This is a genomic window from Clostridium senegalense JC122, from assembly GCF_000285575.1.
In the GTDB taxonomy this organism is placed as follows: Bacteria; Bacillota; Clostridia; order Clostridiales; family Clostridiaceae; genus Clostridium_J; species Clostridium_J senegalense.
The window spans coordinates 70,897-89,676 of the sequence record NZ_HE611050.1 but is presented as its reverse complement, the minus strand read 5'-3'; the positions used below and the strand labels follow the sequence as shown (position 1 = coordinate 89,676).

Below are 18,780 nucleotides of genomic sequence, written 5' to 3'. Positions count from 1 at the left end.
TATTTTTGATTGCTATGAGTTATTATCTTATCAAAGGCATAACATATTATAAAATGTAGGGGGAATTAAACATGAAACTAAATGCAGTAGTAAAATGGCTTGGAGAAGGAGTGGTATTTGAAGGTACAACTCCAGAAGGAGCAAAGTTTGTAATGGCAGGTCCAAAGGAAATGAATAATGGAAAAGTTCTAGGACCAAAACCAATTGAAGTACTTCTTCATGCAGTTGCAGCATGTACAAGTGTAGATACAGTTGCAATGTTACAAGCTAAAGGTGCACAGATTTCAGAGTATGAAGTAATTGTTAATGGAGAAAGAGGAGCAGAGGCTCCAAAACCTATAGAAGAAATTAACCTTCTATATAACATAAAAGGAAAGGGTATGACACCAGAGATGATAAAAGATATACTTGAAATTGCATTTAATGTGGAAAGTGGAGTTGCTAATACTTATAAGTCTAATATAACTTGGGATTTTAATCTTATTGAAGAGTAATATTACTTTTAGTTAAGAAAATTTAAAATTAAAATGGCAATCAAAAAGCGAACAATTCATAAGAGTACCGTATTATTTAGAGATAAATACTACGGTATTTTTATATTATTTTCAATAATTTTAGACATATAAATTATACAATATTAGGTGGATTTACAAAAATATGATATAATTTTCTTAAAATTTAATCTAATCAGAAAAGTCGTGGAGGAGTAATGAATATGAAAATTAAGCTTAAAAAAATCCTAAATGGACATATATCGAATTCTTCTAAATTTGAAGTTGAAAATTTAGATTTATATGGAGATGAATTTAAAGAAAGTTTAAATAAATATTTAGTAGAATTCACAGTAGGAATATTAGACCCTGATGTTAGAGGAAAGAAACCAGATAAATTTATTGAAAAACTTTTTAATGGAAGATTAGGAGACTTTTCTAAAAGATATATAAAGTTAGCATATGATAATGATAAAGTAGTTGGGTTATTGATAGGTTTACCACAAGGAGAAAAAGAATTATATGTTTATTCACTGCATATAACACCAAATTATCGTAATAGGGGAGTAGGTTCTATTTTACTAGCTACATGTATAAATGATATGTATGCAAATAATATAAATTGTATTACTTTAGATGTTCATAGCAATAATAAGCCTGCTTATAATTTGTATAAAAAGTTTGGTTTTGAGGAATTTAATTAAAAATAAATTTTATAGTTCAATTTGTATGGGCATTGAAATAGATTAAGTTTTTAAACTGTATGGGGGAATATTATGTTGATAGATGAAAAAATTGTAGAGTGTGAAACTAAATATATACAATGTTTCTCAGATTCTTATGAAGATAAAAATAGAATTAGATTTCGTGATAATGAGTTGAAGGATATGTATTATCATAATTATACTTATATAAAAAATTCAATGAGTGAAAATGAACTAAGAAATATCATAAAAAATGAAATTTCATTAAGACTATGTGAAGAAGAGAATTATTGCAATATTCTTTCAAATTATAATATTAATAGTTCACTGATTTCTAGTTTGAAATATGATTCAGAAGTATCTATAAATGGATATTATATTTTTGATAATGAATATTTTTCAAAATTGAAAGCTATACCAGATTGTATAGTAAAAAAAGTTAGTAATGAAAAAATGGTAAATGATATTTTGTATTGTGATTTACAACATGATGAGAAAACACTTGGAAAAGACTTTTGTACAAGGAGAAGTTATAGACGTGGAAAAGTATACATTTCTGATAAAGGAGTTAATTCTTATCTTTGTTATCATAATGGACAAGTAATAGGCAATTGTGATTTATTCATATATAAAGGAATTGCCAAAATTGAAGATTTTGCTGTTATTCCTAGATATCAACGTAAGGGATATGGAACAACAATTTTAAAGAGCTTAATTAATACAGCTATAAAGGAAAAATGTCATACTATATATCTTATTACTGATGAGGAGGATACTGCAAAAGAAATGTACAAAAAAATTGGTTTTAGCAAAATAGGCGAAAGAATAGATTTGTTTCTTAAGTTGCATTAAGAAGTGAGCTATGGTAAAAAAAGTTAATAGATTTTAAAAAACTGATTAATATTATATTTTTATTAGTTTTATAGGGAGTTGACATTGAAAAAATGAACTATTTAATTAGAAGAGTAGAAAATAAAGAATTGGATAAAGCATTTTCATTAATTTGGAATGTATTTTCAGAATTTGTTGCACCAGATTATAGTAAAGAGGCCGTAGATAATTTTAAAAATAATTTTATTGAAAGTGAAGAATTTAAAGAACGTTTTAAAAATGGTAAACAATTTATGTATGGAGCATATTTAGAACAAGAAATTACTGGGATTATATCAGTAAGTGAAAATAATCATGTATCATGTGTTTTTGTAGACAAAGAGTTTCATAGAAAGGGTATTGCAACAAATTTGTTCAATTATATGATTACAGAACTAAGAAAAAAGAAAGTTGAAAAAATAACATTGAATGCTTCGCCTTATGCAGTGCCTTTTTATCATGAAATAGGATTCAAAGATTTAAGCAAGGAACAAAATTTTCAAGGGATTGTATTTACACCAATGGAATTTATATTATAAGGATGTGTTTAGTTACAAAATGTAAATTAATTAGTTTAATATAATAAAAAATAATTATAAAAATGGGGGTAATTTAATATGAAGAAAAAGTTTGCATTTTTACTTATGGGAGGTCACTATAATCCAACAGAACATAAAGCTTGTTTTGAGACTGAAAAACAAATCACTTATATTTTTACTGTTAGAAATTTTAAAGAGGCATGCGAGAAGCTTATTCTTTTAGAAAAAGAAGGAGTTGGAGCAATTGAATTATGCGGTGCCTTTGGAGCGGAAAAAGTTGAAAAGATGATAGAACTTACAAATAATAAAATAGCTATTGGTTATATTACGCATAAGGCTGAGCAAGATAATTTATTTGAGAAGTTTTTTGGAGAATAAAAGATAAGAATTATATAATTGTTGAATTTGAATTTTATAGAGCAAGTTAAAATATTGTAGTTAAATAGGGGGCATTTACGTGGATATTTTATCATTAAAAGATATTCAGAATATTCAAAAAGAGTTGCAAGATAAACATAAAGAAAAATGGCATGCTCTTACACCAGAGTATGGGAGAAGTTGTTTATTGTGGATGATGGAAGAATTCGGCGAAATTGTTTCTGTTATAAAAAAGTGTGGAGAGAATGATATTATGAATAATGCAACTGTCAGAAATGCATTTATCGAGGAGTTTGTTGACGTTATGATGTTTATGAATGATGCATTATTATGTTATGGTATATCAGCAGAAGAATTATCATCTGCATATATTAAAAAATATCATAAGAATATGGGACGTAACTGGAATGAAGAACATGCTAATTATTTACAAGAAATCAAATAGAATTGCGAGTGAGGCTATTATAAGATTTATATAGAAAATATATTAATTATAGATATAATTTAGTACAAATTTTAACACTCATAGATTAATGTACTTATTCAAAATTCTACAAGTTAAAATAGATTTATGGTCTTAACTTAAGAAAATATTAAATGAGAGGTTGTGGGATACTTATGACAGGGAATGTAATGATTATAATTACAGGTGCACCTGCAACAGGAAAAACAACTTTAAGTAATGAATTAGCTAAAAAATATGGTTTGCCTAAAATAAATAAAGATGAAATTAAAGAGTTATTATTTAAAAGCTTAGAAGTAAAAGATTCAAAATGGACGACAGAATTAGGTATTGCTAGCTTTGAATTAACATATTTTTTTTAGTGAAAAGTTAGCTCAAACAGGTAAAGTGTTTATTGTTGAAGGAAATTTTGATAATAAATATGCTAGCAACATTTTCAATTCTATAAAATCAAAATATATGTATAAAGTAGTGCAATTATATTGTTATGCTAATTGTGAAATTTTATATGAAAGATTTATAAATCGCAATTTATCAGGTGATAGACATCCTGGTCATATAAGAGTTATAAATGGAATAGATGATTTTAAAGATAAAATAATTAATAGAAATTTCAAGTTAGATATTGAAAATAGCATTAACTTAGATATAGATACAACTAATTTTGCAGAGGTTGATTTTCAAGAAATTTTTCAAGTAGTTGATATAAATATAAGATAAGGTTTTAGAAGTTATTTGATTCAATATCACATTAATATATAACAATAAGGATATAAAAAATACACATTATTATTGGTATCATATTTGGGGAAATAGTTCACTAAGAGATTGTACGATAATATCTCATAAATCATGTAGCAAAATGAGAGAAGAAAAATTAATTGACTAATGTATAATTAGCAATTTAAGGGGGAAATAAATATATTTATTTGGGTAGGTGCATTATTGCCAAAAGAATATGAAAAAAAAGTTAGAGATAGATGTAATATCTATAATTGCAATATAGGATTAGATGATGTTACATTTTCTTTACCTCAACATATTTCATTGAAGATTTCATTCCAGTGTAAAGAATATTTAAATGCAATTAAAATAATAGAAAATACGCTAAGTGGAATGGGGCCACTAGCAGTTGATGTAATAGGAATTAATAGAATTCCATCGATTATTTGGTTAACTATTAAGGAAAATGAAAAGTTAAAAAGTATACATGATAATCTTGATGAAGCTTTGCTATATAACTTAAATATTTATCAGCATGAATTTGACAAGGATTTTAAATTTCATTCAACATTGTATTTAGATAAGAATGAGGAAAAATTAACAGAGATGTTTAATTTACTTAATGAAGAAGAATTTAATGATAAGTTGGTAATTAATAGTTATGCAATTGGTGTTTCCGAAGATGGAAAACCAGGTACTTTTAAGATTATAAAAATAATAAAATAAGACTTATGGAAGTACTATTTTCAATGAATAGCTTATTTAAATTATTTATTATCACATAATGTGGTAATAAATTTAAAAAAATATTTTATTAGAATAAAGTAGCTTAGCTTTACACTCATATTTAAGTGAAGAATATTTTTTATAAACAAAATTATATAAGCAAAAATCTAAATCTAAAAATTCTAAAATTATAGTGTTAAGGGGTAAATTTTAATGGATATGAAATGGAATTTAGATAGAATATATACTTTTTAAAACGCAGAGAAATTTTAACTAATAGATAGGTGGAGTTAGTGTGGATATAATTTATGTAACTGGCAATAATCTTAAATTTGAAATTGCAAAAAAGGTTTTTGAAGGCAGTAATATAAACTTAATTCAAAAAAAATTAGATACACCTGAGATACAAAGCTTTAATGTTTGTGATGTTGCTGCGTATTCAGCTAAATGGGCAAGTGAAAAACTAAACAGTTCAGTTATAGTAACTGATGCAGGATTTTACGTCAATTCATTAAGAGGCTTTCCAGGACCTTATATAAAATATATTAATAATTGGTTAAGTGCAGAAGATATTTTAAGAATGTTAGAGAATAAAGAAGATAGAAGTATTTGTATTAGAGAATGTTTAGCATATTGTTCAAAAGACGGTGAAATTAAAGTTTTTGAACATGAAACTAAAGGAGAAATTATAAAGAAAATTACATGTGAAAGGGGATCTAGCATTGACAAAATTGTTATACCAGAAGGATTAAATTGTACATTGTCAGAATTAACAGAAGAGGAATCAATAGCATTTTGGAGTAGAAATAGCAATGATAAAGATTTTAAAAAATGGATTGAGACATATTAAAATTAAAAAGTAATATACAAATATGATAGATTAGTAATTTAAAAGACACAACTTAAATATATATATAATAAAACTAAATATAAGAGTTGTGGAGTGAGTTTATGAAAAAAAAGGCGGGGCTAGCATTTATTTTATTAATAATAGTATCAACATTTATTTTTGTAAATGCAAAAAAACAAGATTATGGAGTAGGCTCAAATGTTTCAAATGCAAAGTTAGAATTAAAACTTAAAGGTTTAAAAGGTGCAAAAGATTTTGTTAAAGATAATTTAGATAATTATTACATAGCCTTTAAAAAAAGAATTATAGTAGTTGAAAAAGATGGTAAGAGCTATACGGTGGTTTCAAATAAAGATTTTGATATTAAAAGTATGGATTATAAGGATAATATATTATATTTTTCTTCTGGTAATAAGATTTACTCTTATAATTTGCAAAGTGAAAAATTAAAAGAATGTATTGATGATATTCCTAATTTTGGTGATTATAAAGATGTCTTTATAAAAGTAAGTGGCAATTGTCTAATAGCTTCTGTTGGTGCTGCTACTAATTCTGGAGTTGTTGGAGAAGATAATCATTGGACAAAGGAATTTCCGTTGGAGAAAGACCATAGTGCAAAAGAACTAATTTTGAAAGAAGTTAATTTTGGGAAAGATAATACAGGTGCTTTTAAAGAAAAAGGAAAAGAAAGTTTTGATGGACAAGTAATACCAGGAGAGAAAATAGGAAATTCCACTTTGATTATGTATAATTTAGAAAATGAGCAATATGAAACCTTTGCTTGGGGAATAAGGAATATAACAGGATTAGATTTTAGCAGCAAAGGTAAGATTTATGCATCAGTTGGAGGAATGGAGTACAGAGGGGTAAGACCTATTTGTAATGATAAAGATTATATATATGAAATAAAAAAAGATGAATGGTATGGTTTTCCAGATTTTTCAGGCGGAGATCCTGTAACTTCACCTAAATTTATGGATGAAGATGAAAAAACGGAAAGTTTTTTACTTAGTAAACATCCCAATCCTACTCCTCAAGGACCAGGATATGAGCATGATAAGGTATCTGCAATAAAATCATTAGCTGTAGACTCAAAAGGAATTTTAGGAGAAACTGATGATATATATTTTTATGATGATATAGAAAAATGTATATTTGTATGCAGTAGTGAAAAAACAGCAAAAGAATTTATTTCTTTAGGGAAAAAATCTAATGTTAAATCTATAAAAACAACAAATAGTGGTATTGGAATTCTAGAAACATCTCAAGGATGCTTATATGAGGCAAATATTAATGATGCTGAGAAAAGTATGTTTAATTCAGCAGAATTATTTACCTATGTTATAGCTATTTTACTTACAGCTGTAATTGTAACAACTTTTTTTGTAATAAAGTAATTTATATTGTAAAATAGATAGTAAATTATTATTTAAGGCTTAGTTAACAATACTAAGTCTTAAATTTTTATATAAATATTTTAATTTTAAATGATAAAATATATTACAAGAATCAAATTACATAAAATGGAAGGAAATGCAATGCTGTTATAGAAATATTACTTATATATGAAATTTATTTTTATGAGGTGATATTTAATGGAACAGTCTGTTTTTATAAATTTAGAAGAAACCATTTTAGCAGGAGATATTTTAGACATAGGTCGTGACAATTATGGTATAATATATAATCTATTCAAGAGTTATGATAAAAATGGCGATGTGGAATATATAGAAAAGGGTAAGAAAAGTAATATAAAAGAAAAGAAATATGATAATTGTGTTTTGTTTTTTTCATTAAGCTCTATAATAAACAATATAGAAAAACAAAAAATAATAGACGAAATACACTGTTGTTTAAAGAATGATGGATTATTATATATATGGGATATAGATAAAGAAGGGTTAAAACCTTATGAAAATCATATAAAAGTTTATATGCCAGATAAAAGTTTAAAAGAGTTTGATATAAAAGATAATAATCCTTTAAAACAAAGTTCAGGAGAAAAAACATTAGCTCTTTTAGAGAAAGAATTTCAAATTTTAGACTTTAAAAGTGGCGCTCAAATATACTATATAATGTGCAAAAAAAGGAGAAAAAATTAATGAAGGTTTTATTAGTAGGTGTAAATGCAAAATATATTCATAGTAATTTAGCTATAAGATATTTAAAAGCATATACAGAAGAATTAAATTATGACTGCGAAACTATAGAGTTTTCTATCAATGATAATATAGAAAGAGTTGTAGCAGATATTATAGAGAAAAAACCTAGTGTTCTAGGTTTTTCGTGCTATATATGGAATTTGGAATATGTGGAAAGAATTGCAAATAATGTTAAAAAAATAGATGAAAACATCACTATTTTTTACGGTGGTCCAGAAGTAAGTTATGATGGTAAAGGATTTTTAGAAAATAATGTAGGTGAGTTTTTGATTGAGGGTGAAGGTGAAGAAACCTATAAGGAATTCATAATTAATAAACTAAGAGAAGATAATGGAGAAACTATAGATTGGTCTAATATTAATGGATTATATTTTAAAGAAGAAAATAAAGTTAAATATAGTGGAAGAAGAAACCTTATGAATATGGAACAAATAGTGTTTCCTTATAAAGAAGATGAAGATTTAGAAAATAAGATTGTTTATTATGAAGCATCAAGAGGATGTCCTTTTAATTGTAAGTATTGCCTTTCTTCAACATTTCACGGTGTTAGATTTCTAGACATAGAAAGAGTAAAAAAAGAATTAAAGTATTTTATTGATAAAAAAGTTCGTCTTGTAAAATTTGTTGATAGAACATTTAATTGTAATGAAGAATTTGCTAATCAAATTTGGAACTTTCTTATAGAAAATCCTTGTGATACAAGATTTCATTTTGAAATATCAGCAGATTTATTAAGAGAAAAATCTATAAGAACATTATCAAGGGCTAAAGTTGGTTTATTTCAATTTGAAGTAGGTGTTCAAACAACTAATGATAATGTTTTGGCTAACATAAACAGACATGTAAACTTTTCTGAAATAAAAGAGAAAGTTGAAGAATTAAAAGGTTTAAAAAATATAATGCAGCATTTAGATTTAATAGCAGGACTTCCAGGTGAAGATTTTCAGTCTTTCAAAAAATCTTTTAATGATGTTTATAAAATAGGTCCAGATGAATTGCAATTAGGTTTTTTAAAATTGCTTAAGGGCTCACCTATGACATTAGAGGCAGAAAAGTGGGGCATGAAATATAGTCAGTATCCACCTTATGAAGTTTTATCAACAAAGGATATTAGCTATGAAGAACTAAGGATTTTGAAAAAAATTGAACATATGGTTGATAAATATTTAAATAGTGGGAAATTTAATAACATAGTTAAATATTTTGATAACATAAATAAATTTGAAAGTCCTTTTGATTTTTATTATGAGTTATCTAGATTTTATGATAACAAAGGATATTTTAAAAGAAAAATTTCTTCTCAAGATTATTATAAAGTATTCCTTGAATTTAACGAGGAATATCTAAAGGAAAATAGTGAGTTTTTAAAAGAACTAATAAAATTTGATTACTTGTATTTTAATAAGAAAAGAGGGCTACCTAATTTCTTATCAGCAGAAAATGATAAAGTTATGGAACGTAAAATTAAAGATTTATTAGTGAAAGATGAGAAAATTAAAAATGGAAATGAAATACATATAATTAAATTTAAATATAACATGCAAGAATATTTAAATTTAGGGAATATTAAAAGGGAAGATTTTTATTTAGCTTTCTATAATGAAAAAGATGGATATATGACAGTGGAAAATTACTATTAAGAGAAAATAATTGTAAAAACTTTGTTAAAAAATATACTAAATAATATGTGAATTTACAACGTTTTCAGTGTGCTCTTTGATCTTATTATTTTTAATATTGTATATAAAAAAGTAGATTTTTATGATAAAATTAGTTTTATATCAATAATAAAAGAAAAAAATAAGTAAAAAGAGCATTTTTTTATGCAGAAATATGTATAATATAATTAATAAGATTAATAATTTTTTAATTTTAAATTAAATTAAATTAAAAAAATATTCACTCAAATAAATTTAACACATTAAAAAACTTTGTTAAAAATATGTTAAAATTTATAATATTTTTAATATAAGGCTTGTTTAATTTGTAAAAATTACTTATAATATGTGGTAAATAAAAACTCTTTAAAAGTAATTCGATATGTTTTATAAGATATATGACGTTTATTTAAAATAATTAAATTTACAAAGCATATATTCTTATAATTAATATATAAAGGTGGTGATATTTTGGCATTAGAAGCAATTAACAAAGTTAAACTAGCAGAGGAAGAAGCTATAAAAGTTATTGATGAAGCAAAAGTTGAAGGCAAAACATTAATAATGAATGCAGAAAAAAAAGCTAAAAATCAATATGATGAAATTCTTTCAAAAGCAACTAAAGAAGGCGAAGTTATAAAAGCTAAATTCTTAGAAGATAGCAATGAAAAATGCAAGCCGATTTTAGAAAGAGGGAAAAAAGAAGTACAAGAAATTTTAAATTCAGAAAGTGACAACTTCCCAAAAGCAGTTAAATCAGTAATTGAGAGGATAGTGAATTTCAATGGCAATAGTTAAAATGAAGAAATTTACTCTTTTAGCCTTTCAGTCACAGAAAAAAGAACTTTTACAAAATCTGCAAAGGTTACAAGCTGTTCAGTTTACAGAATTTAATGTTGAAGATGAACAGTATAAAGAGTATTTAAAGCAAGATTCCGCTTATGTTGAAATATCTGAAGTTGAAGATAAGCAGGCCCAAGTAAAATTTGCTATTGATTTTTTAAGCAAGTATGAAGAAAAAAAGGGAATGCTTAATGAGCTTAAGCAAGGAAAAGATTCTTTAACTTATGAAGAACTTGAAAAAAGAGTTGAGAATATAAGTTGGAAAAACGAATATGTTGCATTAAAACAGTTAGAAAATAATATAACTGAAAAAAATCAACATATAAGCAAACTTAAAGGCGACATTGAAGAGTTAAGTAAATGGATTAATTTAGATATGCCTATGAGTGATGTAAAAGGTTTTAAAAATACTATTGCTTATTTAGGAACTATTCCTAAAAATTTCTTAGAAAATTTAAGAGAAGAAATAGGCAATAGCTTTGATACTTCTTATATTGAGACTATAGGCGAAGATAGTAGAGAAGCAAATATCTTAATGATTTTCCATAAAGAAAATTTGAAAGATATAGATATCATTTTAAAAAGATATAGCTTTACAAGAGTACAGTATGAATATCAATCAGTACCAGGTGAAGTTATAAAAGAATTTAAAGACAAAATACAAGAAATTAAAAATGAATTAAAAGAGATAAATGAAGAAATAAGACAACACCTTATGCATTTGCAAGAATTTAAATTAGTTTTTGAACATTGTGAAAGTGAACTTGCAAGATTAAAAAGTTATGAGAAGTTTTTAGCAAGTAGCAATATATTCGTTGTTGAAGGATATGTGCCTTGTGAAGATTCAAATGACTTTGAAAAAATGCTTAAAGATACACTAAGCGATAATTATTATTTAGAAATTGAAGATGCAGAAGGTGATGAAACACCGGTATTGCTTAGAAATGGTAAGCTAACAGAAGCTTTTGAACCAATTACAGAGATGTATAGTTTGCCAAGGTATACAGAAATAGATCCAACGGTATTCCTTATGCCATTTTATATATTATTCTTTGGTATGATGCTATCAGATGCAGCCTATGGAATAATACTTTTCTTAGGTACATTAATTGGATTAAAATTATTCAACCTAGAAGATGATATGAGAAAATCATTTAAAATGTTTTGCTATTTAGGATTATCTACAACTTTCTGGGGAATAATGTATGGAAGTTACTTTGGAGATGCTATTTCACTTCCAGCACTTTGGATGAAACCAGATAGTGATGTAATGATGCTTATGATAGTATCAGTAGCATTAGGATTAGTGCAAATTACTGTAGGTCTTGCGATAAAAGCATATATGTATATAAGAGATGGAAAGATTTTAGATGCATTATGGGATGTAGGACTTTGGTATGGAATACTTGGAGGATTAATACTTTGGGGCTTAAGTGCTTTTGGAGTAATTAATAATCCAACTTTAACTACAGTTTGTAAATACTTAGCTTTAGTTTCTGCAATATTAATCATATTGACAAACGGAAGAGAAGAAAAAGGAATAGCAGGTAAGTTAGGCCAAGGTTTCTATGCTTTATACGGTATTACAGGTTATGTTGGAGATTTAGTATCTTACACAAGACTTGCAGCATTAGGACTTGCAACAGGATTTATAAGTATGGCATTTAATATGATGATAGGAATGTTTGGAAACCCTATAGCTAAAATTTTAGCAGGTGGATTAATATTCGTAGTAGGACATATATTTAACTTATTTATAAATGCATTAGGAGCATATGTTCATACTTGTAGATTGCAATATTTAGAGTATTTTGGCAAATTCTATGAAGGCGGTGGAACTGCTTTCAAACCATTAAAATATAGTTCAAAATATGTGAATATCACGAAGAAATAAGGAGGAATTTTTCATGACAACAATAACAGAATTTTTATTACAAAACTCAGGAATATTTTTTGCAGCAATGGGTATTGCTTTAGCAGCTATACTTCCAGGAATAGGATCAGCTAAAGGTGTTGGTATGGTTGGAGAAGCAGCAACAGGATTAATAACAGAGGAGCCAGAAAAATTCGGTAAAGTTCTTATATTAGAGTTACTACCAGGTACACAAGGTTTATATGGTTTCGTTATAGCACTTATGGTTTCATTCCAAGTTAGTACAGATATGTCTCTTGCAAACGGATTATATTTATTTGCAGCATGTTTACCAATAGCATTTGCAGGTTGGAAATCAGCTATATCTCAGGCTAGAACAGCAGCAGCAGCAGTTCAAATATTAGCTAAAAAACCAGAGCATAACACAAAAGGTATCATATTAACAGTTATGGTTGAGACATATGCACTTTTAGGATTCGTTATGTCACTACTTCTAATCTTAAATGCTCAGTTCTAAGTATAAAAAAGAATTTAGTATTAAGGACGTGATTTTTAAATGTCAAATTTAGATAATTTAACTTCTAAGATTATAGAAGATGCTAAAAAAAAGGCAGATAATATAATTGCAGAGGCTAAAGAAAAAGAATCTCAAATAATTGAGAAAAAGAAAAAAGAAGCAGAAAAATCAGCACAAAATGTTATAGAAAAGGCAAAGTTAGAAGGAAAAAACCTTTTTGATAGAGCTATTTCTAAAACTGAGTTAAAAGTTAGAAATGAAAAACTTGTTGCAAAGCAAACAGTTATAAATAAAGTTTTTAGCGAAGCAGTAAAAAAACTTAATGCTATGAATAAAGAACAATTCTTATCATATGTTAAGGATCAAATAAAATCACTGCCTATAAGTGGGGAACAAAACATAATAGTTGCTTCTAAAGATAAAGAAAAAATAACTTCTGAATTCTTAAATGAGTTAAACAAAGAGTTAAAGAATGTAAAAATTATCTTAAGTGAAGAAACAAGAGAAATAAATGGCGGATTTATACTATCTAAGGATGGTATAGAAATCAACTGTTCTTTTGCAGATGTTATAGATTCTTTAAGATATGATTTAGAGAATGAAGTAGCAAATATGTTATTTAATTAATTTTAAGGAGGATAGCCATATGGATAGAATGGAATTTACTCATGCTGTGGCTAGGCTAAGAGTTATTGAAACTAAACTCCTTGATAAGATGAAGCTTGAAAGAATGATAGAAAGTGCTTCATTAGAAGAAGCAATAAGGGTTTTATCAGAAACTCAGTATAATGAAAGTATTTCATTATTAAAAAGAGTTGAGGATTATGAAGTTGCATTAAATGAGGAGTTAAAAAAATTATACTCTCTTATGTATGAGGTTTCTCCTGATAAATTAATTGTTGATATCATGAATTTAAAATATGATTATCATAACATTAAAGTTTTAGAGAAGGAAAAAATCTTAGATAAAGATTTATCTTCCTTACTAATTCCAGTTGGATCAATAGATGTCGAAAAATTAAAGACATCTATTGTAACTGGTGATTTAAAAGGACTAGAGCCTATAATGAGAGAGGCCATAAAAAAAGCTGAGAATGATTATGAAGAAAATAAAGATTCTCAAAGAATAGATATAATTTTAGATAGATACCTTTATGAAGATATGCTTAAAAGAGCTAAAGAAAGCAAATTTGAGTTTATAGAAGGTTATATAAGAAGAACTATAGATTTAACTAATATAAAAATAATGCTTAGAGTAAAAGCTCAAGATAAAGACATGAAGTTTTTAGAAGGAGTTTTAATAGAAGGTGGATACATACCACAATCTACACTTATAGAAGGATTAAGTATTAGTTTTGAAAACTTTATAGAAATAGTATCAAAATATGGATATGATAAAGTTTTAAAATTAGTAGTTGAAGATTATGCTTCAACTAAGAAGTATACTTCAATAGAAGTTCATTCTGATAATTATCTAATGGATTATATAAAAGGTGCAAAAGGAGTAAACTTTGGACCAGAGCCTATAATTGCATATATAATGGCTAAAGAAACGGAACTGAAAGTTGTAAGAATAATACTTGCAGGTAAGCTTAATAAAGTGGAAAGCAATATTATAAGAGAAAGGTTGCGTGATATATATGCATAAGATAGGTGTTATAGGAGATAAGGATTCTGTATTAGCTTTTAAGGCTATAGGAGTTGATGTATTTCCAGTTGTTGAAGTAGAAGAAGCTAGAAAAGCAATAGATAGATTAGCACGTAATGAATATGCAGTTATATTTATTACTGAGCAATTAGCGCAGCATTTAGAAGAGACTATTGAAAGATATACTAGAGAATTACTTCCATCTATTATATTAATTCCAAGTAACCAAGGTAGTTTAAACATTGGTAAGAAAAGAATTAGTGATAATGTTGAGAAGGCTGTAGGTGTAAATATCTTATAGAAAGGTAGGTATGTAGCTTGAAGATCGGAAGAATAGTTAAAGTTTCAGGACCCTTAGTAGTTGCTAAGGATATGGATGAAGCTAATATATATGACGTTGTAAAAGTTGGAGAAAGTGGTCTTATAGGTGAAATCATAGAAATGAGAGGCGATAATGCTTCAATTCAGGTTTATGAGGAAACTTCAGGAATCGGACCAGGAGACCCAGTTGTAACTACTGGAGAAACACTAAGTGTTGAACTTGGACCAGGACTTATGGAGTCTATGTTTGATGGAATACAAAGACCTCTAGATGCATTTATGGAGGCTGCAAAATCTGCATTCCTAACAAAAGGAGTATCTGTTAAATCATTAAACAGAACTAGAAAATGGGATTTTAAACCAACTGCAAAAGTTGGAGATAAAGTAGTTGCAGGAGACATTGTAGGTACAGTTCAAGAAACTCCAGTTGTACTTCATAAAATAATGGTACCTTATGGAATAGAAGGAACTATAAAAGAAATAAAAGCTGGTGAATTTACAGTTGAAGAAACAGTTTATGTAGTTGAAACTGCAAATGGAGATAAAGAATTAACATTAATGCAAAAGTGGCCTGTAAGAAAAGGTAGACCATTTGCAAGAAAGTTAAATCCATTAGAGCCAATGACAACAGGACAAAGGGTTATAGATACATTTTTCCCAGTAGCAAAAGGTGGAGCTGCAGCAGTTCCAGGACCATTCGGAGCAGGAAAAACAGTTGTTCAACACCAAGTAGCTAAATGGGGAGATGCAGAAATAGTTATTTATGTTGGATGTGGAGAGCGTGGAAATGAGATGACAGACGTTCTTAATGAATTCCCAGAACTTAAAGACCCAAAAACTGGTGAAAGCTTAATGAAAAGAACAGTTCTTATAGCTAACACATCAAACATGCCAGTTGCAGCAAGAGAAGCTTGTATATATACTGGAATAACAATAGCTGAGTACTTTAGAGATATGGGATATTCAGTATCAATAATGGCTGATTCAACATCTCGTTGGGCAGAGGCATTAAGAGAAATGTCAGGAAGACTTGAAGAGATGCCTGGAGACGAAGGTTATCCAGCATACCTTGGATCAAGACTTGCTGATTATTATGAGAGAGCTGGTAAAGTTATAGCACTTGGATCAGACGGAAGAGAAGGTGCAGTAACTGCAATTGGTGCGGTATCACCTCCAGGAGGAGACTTATCAGAGCCAGTTACTCAAGGTACTTTAAGAATAGTTAAAGTTTTCTGGGGACTAGATGCACAACTTGCATATCAAAGACACTTCCCAGCAATCAACTGGTTAAATTCTTATTCACTATACTTAGATAAGATAGGCGGATGGATGGATGAGCAAATAGCTAGCGATTGGTCTGAAATTAGAACAAAAGCTATGGCATTATTACAAGAAGAATCTAGCCTTCAAGAAATCGTAAGACTTATCGGTATGGATGCATTATCAGAAAAAGATAGATTAAAATTAGAGGTTGCAAAATCTATAAGAGAAGACTATCTACAACAAAATGCATTCCACGAAGTTGATACTTATGCTTCACTTGATAAACAATATAAAATGTTAAAACTTGTTTTAGAGTTTGGCGTTCAAGCTGATAAGGCTCTAGAAGCAGGAGTTTATTTAGATAAGATATTAAAAATGCCAGTAAGAGATAAGATTGCTAGAAGCAAATATATCCCTGAAGAAGAAATAGACAGAATGGACGATATAGCTAAAGAATTAGCTATAGAAGTAGATAAATTAATCGTGGAAGGAGGTGTCCTAGATGCTTAAAGAATACAGAACAGTTACTGAAGTTGTTGGACCTTTAATGGTTGTTGAAGGTGTTGAAGGTGTAAAATACGATGAACTAGTTGAAATCGAATTACAGACTGGAGAAAAAAGAAGAGGTAAGGTTCTAGAAGTTAACGGAAGCAACGCTATGGTTCAGCTTTTTGAAGGATCATCAGGAATAAACTTAAAAGGAACAAAAGTTAAGTTTTTAGGAAGACCTCTAGAAATCGGCGTATCTGAAGATATGTTAGGTAGAGTATTCGATGGTATGGGAAGACCAAAAGATAATGGTCCAGACATAATACCAGAAAAAAGATTAGATATAAATGGAGAAGCTATAAACCCAGTAGCTAGAAACTATCCATCTGAGTTTATACAAACAGGTATATCTGCAATAGATGGATTAAACACTCTAGTTAGAGGACAAAAGCTTCCAGTTTTCTCAGGATCAGGACTTCCACACGCAGAACTTGCAGCTCAAATTGCAAGACAAGCAAAAGTTTTAAACTCTGATTCAAAATTTGCCGTTGTTTTCGCAGCAATAGGTATAACTTTTGAGGAAGCAGAATTCTTCGTAGAAGAGTTTACAAAAACAGGAGCTATAGACAGATCAGTTCTATTTATGAACTTAGCATCTGACCCAGCTATCGAGAGAATAGCTACTCCAAGAATGGCTCTTACAACAGCTGAATACTTAGCGTATGAAAAAGGAATGCACGTACTTGTTATCATGACAGATATAACAAACTATGCAGAAGCTCTTCGTGAAGTTTCAGCAGCAAGAAAAGAGGTTCCAGGAAGAAGAGGATATCCAGGATATCTATATACTGACCTTTCTACATTATATGAAAGAGCTGGAAGAATTAAAGGTAAGGAAGGTTCAATAACACAAATACCAATACTTACAATGCCAGAGGATGACAAGACTCACCCAATCCCTGACCTTACAGGATATATAACAGAGGGACAGATAATTCTTTCAAGAGAATTATACAAAAAAGGTATAATGCCTCCAATAGATGTTCTTCCATCATTATCAAGACTTAAGGATAAAGGTATAGGTAAAGGTAAAACTAGAGAAGACCATGCAGATACAATGAACCAATTATTCTCAGCTTATGCACAAGGAAAGCAAGCAAAAGAACTTGCTGCTATCCTAGGAGAAGCTGCACTTTCAGATACAGATAAGAGTTTTGCTAAATTTGCTGAAGCATTTGAAGAGCAGTATGTATCTCAAGGCTTTAATGCTAATAGACCAATAGAAGACACTTTAAAATTAGGTTGGGACTTATTAACTATACTACCTAGAACGGAGCTTAAGAGAATCAGGGACGAATATTTAGAGAAGTATTTACCTCTAAGAGAGGATGATTAAATATGGCAAAACTAAATGTTAATCCAACGAGAATGGAGCTTAGTAAACTTAAAAAAAGACTTACTACAGCTACAAGAGGACATAAGCTTTTAAAAGATAAGCAAGATGAACTTATGAGAAGGTTCATAGATCTTGTTAAATATAATAATAAGTTAAGAGCAGAAGTTGAAGATAATCTTCAAGATGTATTTAAAAATTTCTTTATGGCAAGTGCAGCAATGCCGCCAGAAATGCTAGAAACATCATTAGCATGTCCAAAAGAAAGTATATCAGTAGATGTTTCAACTAAAAACGTAATGAGTGTTAATGTTCCAGTGATGGAATTTATAAGAAAGTTAGAAGGAGACAATGGAAGCATATATCCATATGGTTTCGCTTCTACAACAATAGAACTTGATGAATCTTTAGAAAAATTATACTTAATTCTTCCAAAGCTTTTAGAACTTGCGGAAGTTGAAAAATCAACTCAGCTTATGGCAGATGAAATTGAAAAGACTAGAAGAAGAGTTAATGCTCTTGAATACATGACAATACCTCAACTTCAAGAAACAATCAAATACATTAAAATGAAGCTTGATGAAAATGAAAGAGGTGCCTTAACAAGACTTATGAAAGTTAAGAGCATGATGGAAGAGCAAAAAGCTAAGGCTTCAAATAGTTAAAAAAAGGAACTTTGGGTTCCTTTTTTTTATGAAAAGTAATATTATAAACTAGGCATAATTATACTTTTATGTCTTTTCATATGCCTTATTAAAATTATTCATAGAAATATATAGAAATATATTATATAATATATTAGGATTTAACGGGAAAAGACAATTTATAGATTAATTATAAAATATATCTATTTATATATATTTGGAAGG

General features: G+C 28.2%; 22 protein-coding genes. All 22 read left to right on the top strand.

Annotated features, from left to right (window positions below; translation table 11 throughout):
- Window positions 1-71: 71 nt before the first annotated feature.
- The 22 genes from CSGHG_RS00775 (at window position 72) to CSGHG_RS00670 (ending at window position 18,576) form a co-directional block, all read left to right on the top strand.
- Window positions 72-494 carry an OsmC family protein gene (locus CSGHG_RS00775; protein WP_010291756.1) on the top strand — a complete coding sequence of 141 codons (423 nt, stop codon included), beginning with the start codon at window positions 72-74 and terminating at the stop codon, window positions 492-494.
- A gap of 215 nt (window positions 495-709) precedes the next feature.
- Entirely contained in the window at window positions 710-1,195 is a 486-nt protein-coding gene (locus CSGHG_RS00770) for a GNAT family N-acetyltransferase (RefSeq protein WP_235700095.1), read from the top strand.
- A gap of 72 nt (window positions 1,196-1,267) precedes the next feature.
- A complete protein-coding gene (locus tag CSGHG_RS00765; RefSeq protein WP_010291752.1) occupies window positions 1,268-2,047 on the top strand; it encodes a GNAT family N-acetyltransferase in 780 nt (259 codons plus the stop codon).
- 92 nt (window positions 2,048-2,139) lie between these two features.
- On the top strand, window positions 2,140-2,604 hold the full coding sequence (locus CSGHG_RS00760; RefSeq protein ID WP_010291751.1) for a GNAT family N-acetyltransferase: 465 nt from the start codon (window positions 2,140-2,142) through the stop codon (window positions 2,602-2,604).
- A 78-nt stretch (window positions 2,605-2,682) separates the two neighbouring features.
- Window positions 2,683-2,982, top strand: coding sequence for a DUF6506 family protein (locus CSGHG_RS00755; protein WP_010291750.1), 300 nt, complete (start codon window positions 2,683-2,685; stop codon window positions 2,980-2,982).
- A 79-nt stretch (window positions 2,983-3,061) separates the two neighbouring features.
- Window positions 3,062-3,427 carry a dATP/dGTP pyrophosphohydrolase domain-containing protein gene (locus tag CSGHG_RS00750; protein ID WP_010291749.1) on the top strand — a complete coding sequence of 122 codons (366 nt, stop codon included), beginning with the start codon at window positions 3,062-3,064 and terminating at the stop codon, window positions 3,425-3,427.
- A gap of 173 nt (window positions 3,428-3,600) precedes the next feature.
- Entirely contained in the window at window positions 3,601-3,807 is a 207-nt protein-coding gene (locus tag CSGHG_RS00745) for an AAA family ATPase (protein ID WP_010291748.1), read from the top strand.
- A 25-nt stretch (window positions 3,808-3,832) separates the two neighbouring features.
- Window positions 3,833-4,165, top strand: coding sequence for a hypothetical protein (locus CSGHG_RS00740; RefSeq protein WP_010291747.1), 333 nt, complete (start codon window positions 3,833-3,835; stop codon window positions 4,163-4,165).
- A gap of 225 nt (window positions 4,166-4,390) precedes the next feature.
- A complete protein-coding gene (locus CSGHG_RS00735; RefSeq protein ID WP_010291745.1) occupies window positions 4,391-4,894 on the top strand; it encodes a 2'-5' RNA ligase family protein in 504 nt (167 codons plus the stop codon).
- Between the two features lie 295 nt (window positions 4,895-5,189).
- On the top strand, window positions 5,190-5,744 hold the full coding sequence (locus CSGHG_RS00730) for a non-canonical purine NTP pyrophosphatase (protein ID WP_010291744.1): 555 nt from the start codon (window positions 5,190-5,192) through the stop codon (window positions 5,742-5,744).
- Window positions 5,745-5,845: 101 nt separating this feature from the next.
- Entirely contained in the window at window positions 5,846-7,141 is a 1,296-nt protein-coding gene (locus CSGHG_RS00725; protein ID WP_010291743.1) for a hypothetical protein, read from the top strand.
- Between the two features lie 198 nt (window positions 7,142-7,339).
- On the top strand, window positions 7,340-7,846 hold the full coding sequence (locus tag CSGHG_RS19460; protein ID WP_010291742.1) for a hypothetical protein: 507 nt from the start codon (window positions 7,340-7,342) through the stop codon (window positions 7,844-7,846).
- Entirely contained in the window at window positions 7,846-9,546 is a 1,701-nt protein-coding gene (locus CSGHG_RS00715; RefSeq protein WP_010291741.1) for a B12-binding domain-containing radical SAM protein, read from the top strand. Before CSGHG_RS19460 ends, CSGHG_RS00715 begins: the two co-directional genes overlap by 1 nt.
- A 489-nt stretch (window positions 9,547-10,035) precedes the next feature.
- Window positions 10,036-10,362: a V-type sodium ATP synthase subunit G gene (locus CSGHG_RS00710; protein WP_010291740.1), complete on the top strand. Its 327-nt coding sequence runs from the start codon at window positions 10,036-10,038 to the stop codon at window positions 10,360-10,362.
- 1 nt (window position 10,363) lies between these two features.
- Window positions 10,364-12,301: a V-type ATP synthase subunit I gene (locus CSGHG_RS00705; protein ID WP_235700094.1), complete on the top strand. Its 1,938-nt coding sequence runs from the start codon at window positions 10,364-10,366 to the stop codon at window positions 12,299-12,301.
- A gap of 13 nt (window positions 12,302-12,314) precedes the next feature.
- A complete protein-coding gene (locus CSGHG_RS00700; RefSeq protein WP_010291738.1) occupies window positions 12,315-12,797 on the top strand; it encodes a V-type ATP synthase subunit K in 483 nt (160 codons plus the stop codon).
- Window positions 12,798-12,836: 39 nt separating this feature from the next.
- Window positions 12,837-13,424 carry a V-type ATP synthase subunit E gene (locus CSGHG_RS00695; protein WP_010291737.1) on the top strand — a complete coding sequence of 196 codons (588 nt, stop codon included), beginning with the start codon at window positions 12,837-12,839 and terminating at the stop codon, window positions 13,422-13,424.
- A gap of 19 nt (window positions 13,425-13,443) precedes the next feature.
- On the top strand, window positions 13,444-14,445 hold the full coding sequence (locus tag CSGHG_RS00690) for a V-type ATP synthase subunit C (protein ID WP_010291735.1): 1,002 nt from the start codon (window positions 13,444-13,446) through the stop codon (window positions 14,443-14,445).
- A complete protein-coding gene (locus tag CSGHG_RS00685; protein ID WP_010291733.1) occupies window positions 14,438-14,746 on the top strand; it encodes a V-type ATP synthase subunit F in 309 nt (102 codons plus the stop codon). Before CSGHG_RS00690 ends, CSGHG_RS00685 begins: the two co-directional genes overlap by 8 nt.
- Window positions 14,747-14,763: 17 nt before the next feature.
- Window positions 14,764-16,539: a V-type ATP synthase subunit A gene (locus CSGHG_RS00680; RefSeq protein ID WP_010291731.1), complete on the top strand. Its 1,776-nt coding sequence runs from the start codon at window positions 14,764-14,766 to the stop codon at window positions 16,537-16,539.
- Entirely contained in the window at window positions 16,532-17,914 is a 1,383-nt protein-coding gene (locus CSGHG_RS00675) for a V-type ATP synthase subunit B (RefSeq protein ID WP_010291727.1), read from the top strand. The genes CSGHG_RS00680 and CSGHG_RS00675 overlap by 8 nt, the downstream gene beginning before the upstream one ends.
- Window positions 17,915-17,916: 2 nt before the next feature.
- Window positions 17,917-18,576 carry a V-type ATP synthase subunit D gene (locus CSGHG_RS00670; protein WP_010291725.1) on the top strand — a complete coding sequence of 220 codons (660 nt, stop codon included), beginning with the start codon at window positions 17,917-17,919 and terminating at the stop codon, window positions 18,574-18,576.
- The last annotated feature ends 204 nt before the right edge of the window (window positions 18,577-18,780 follow it).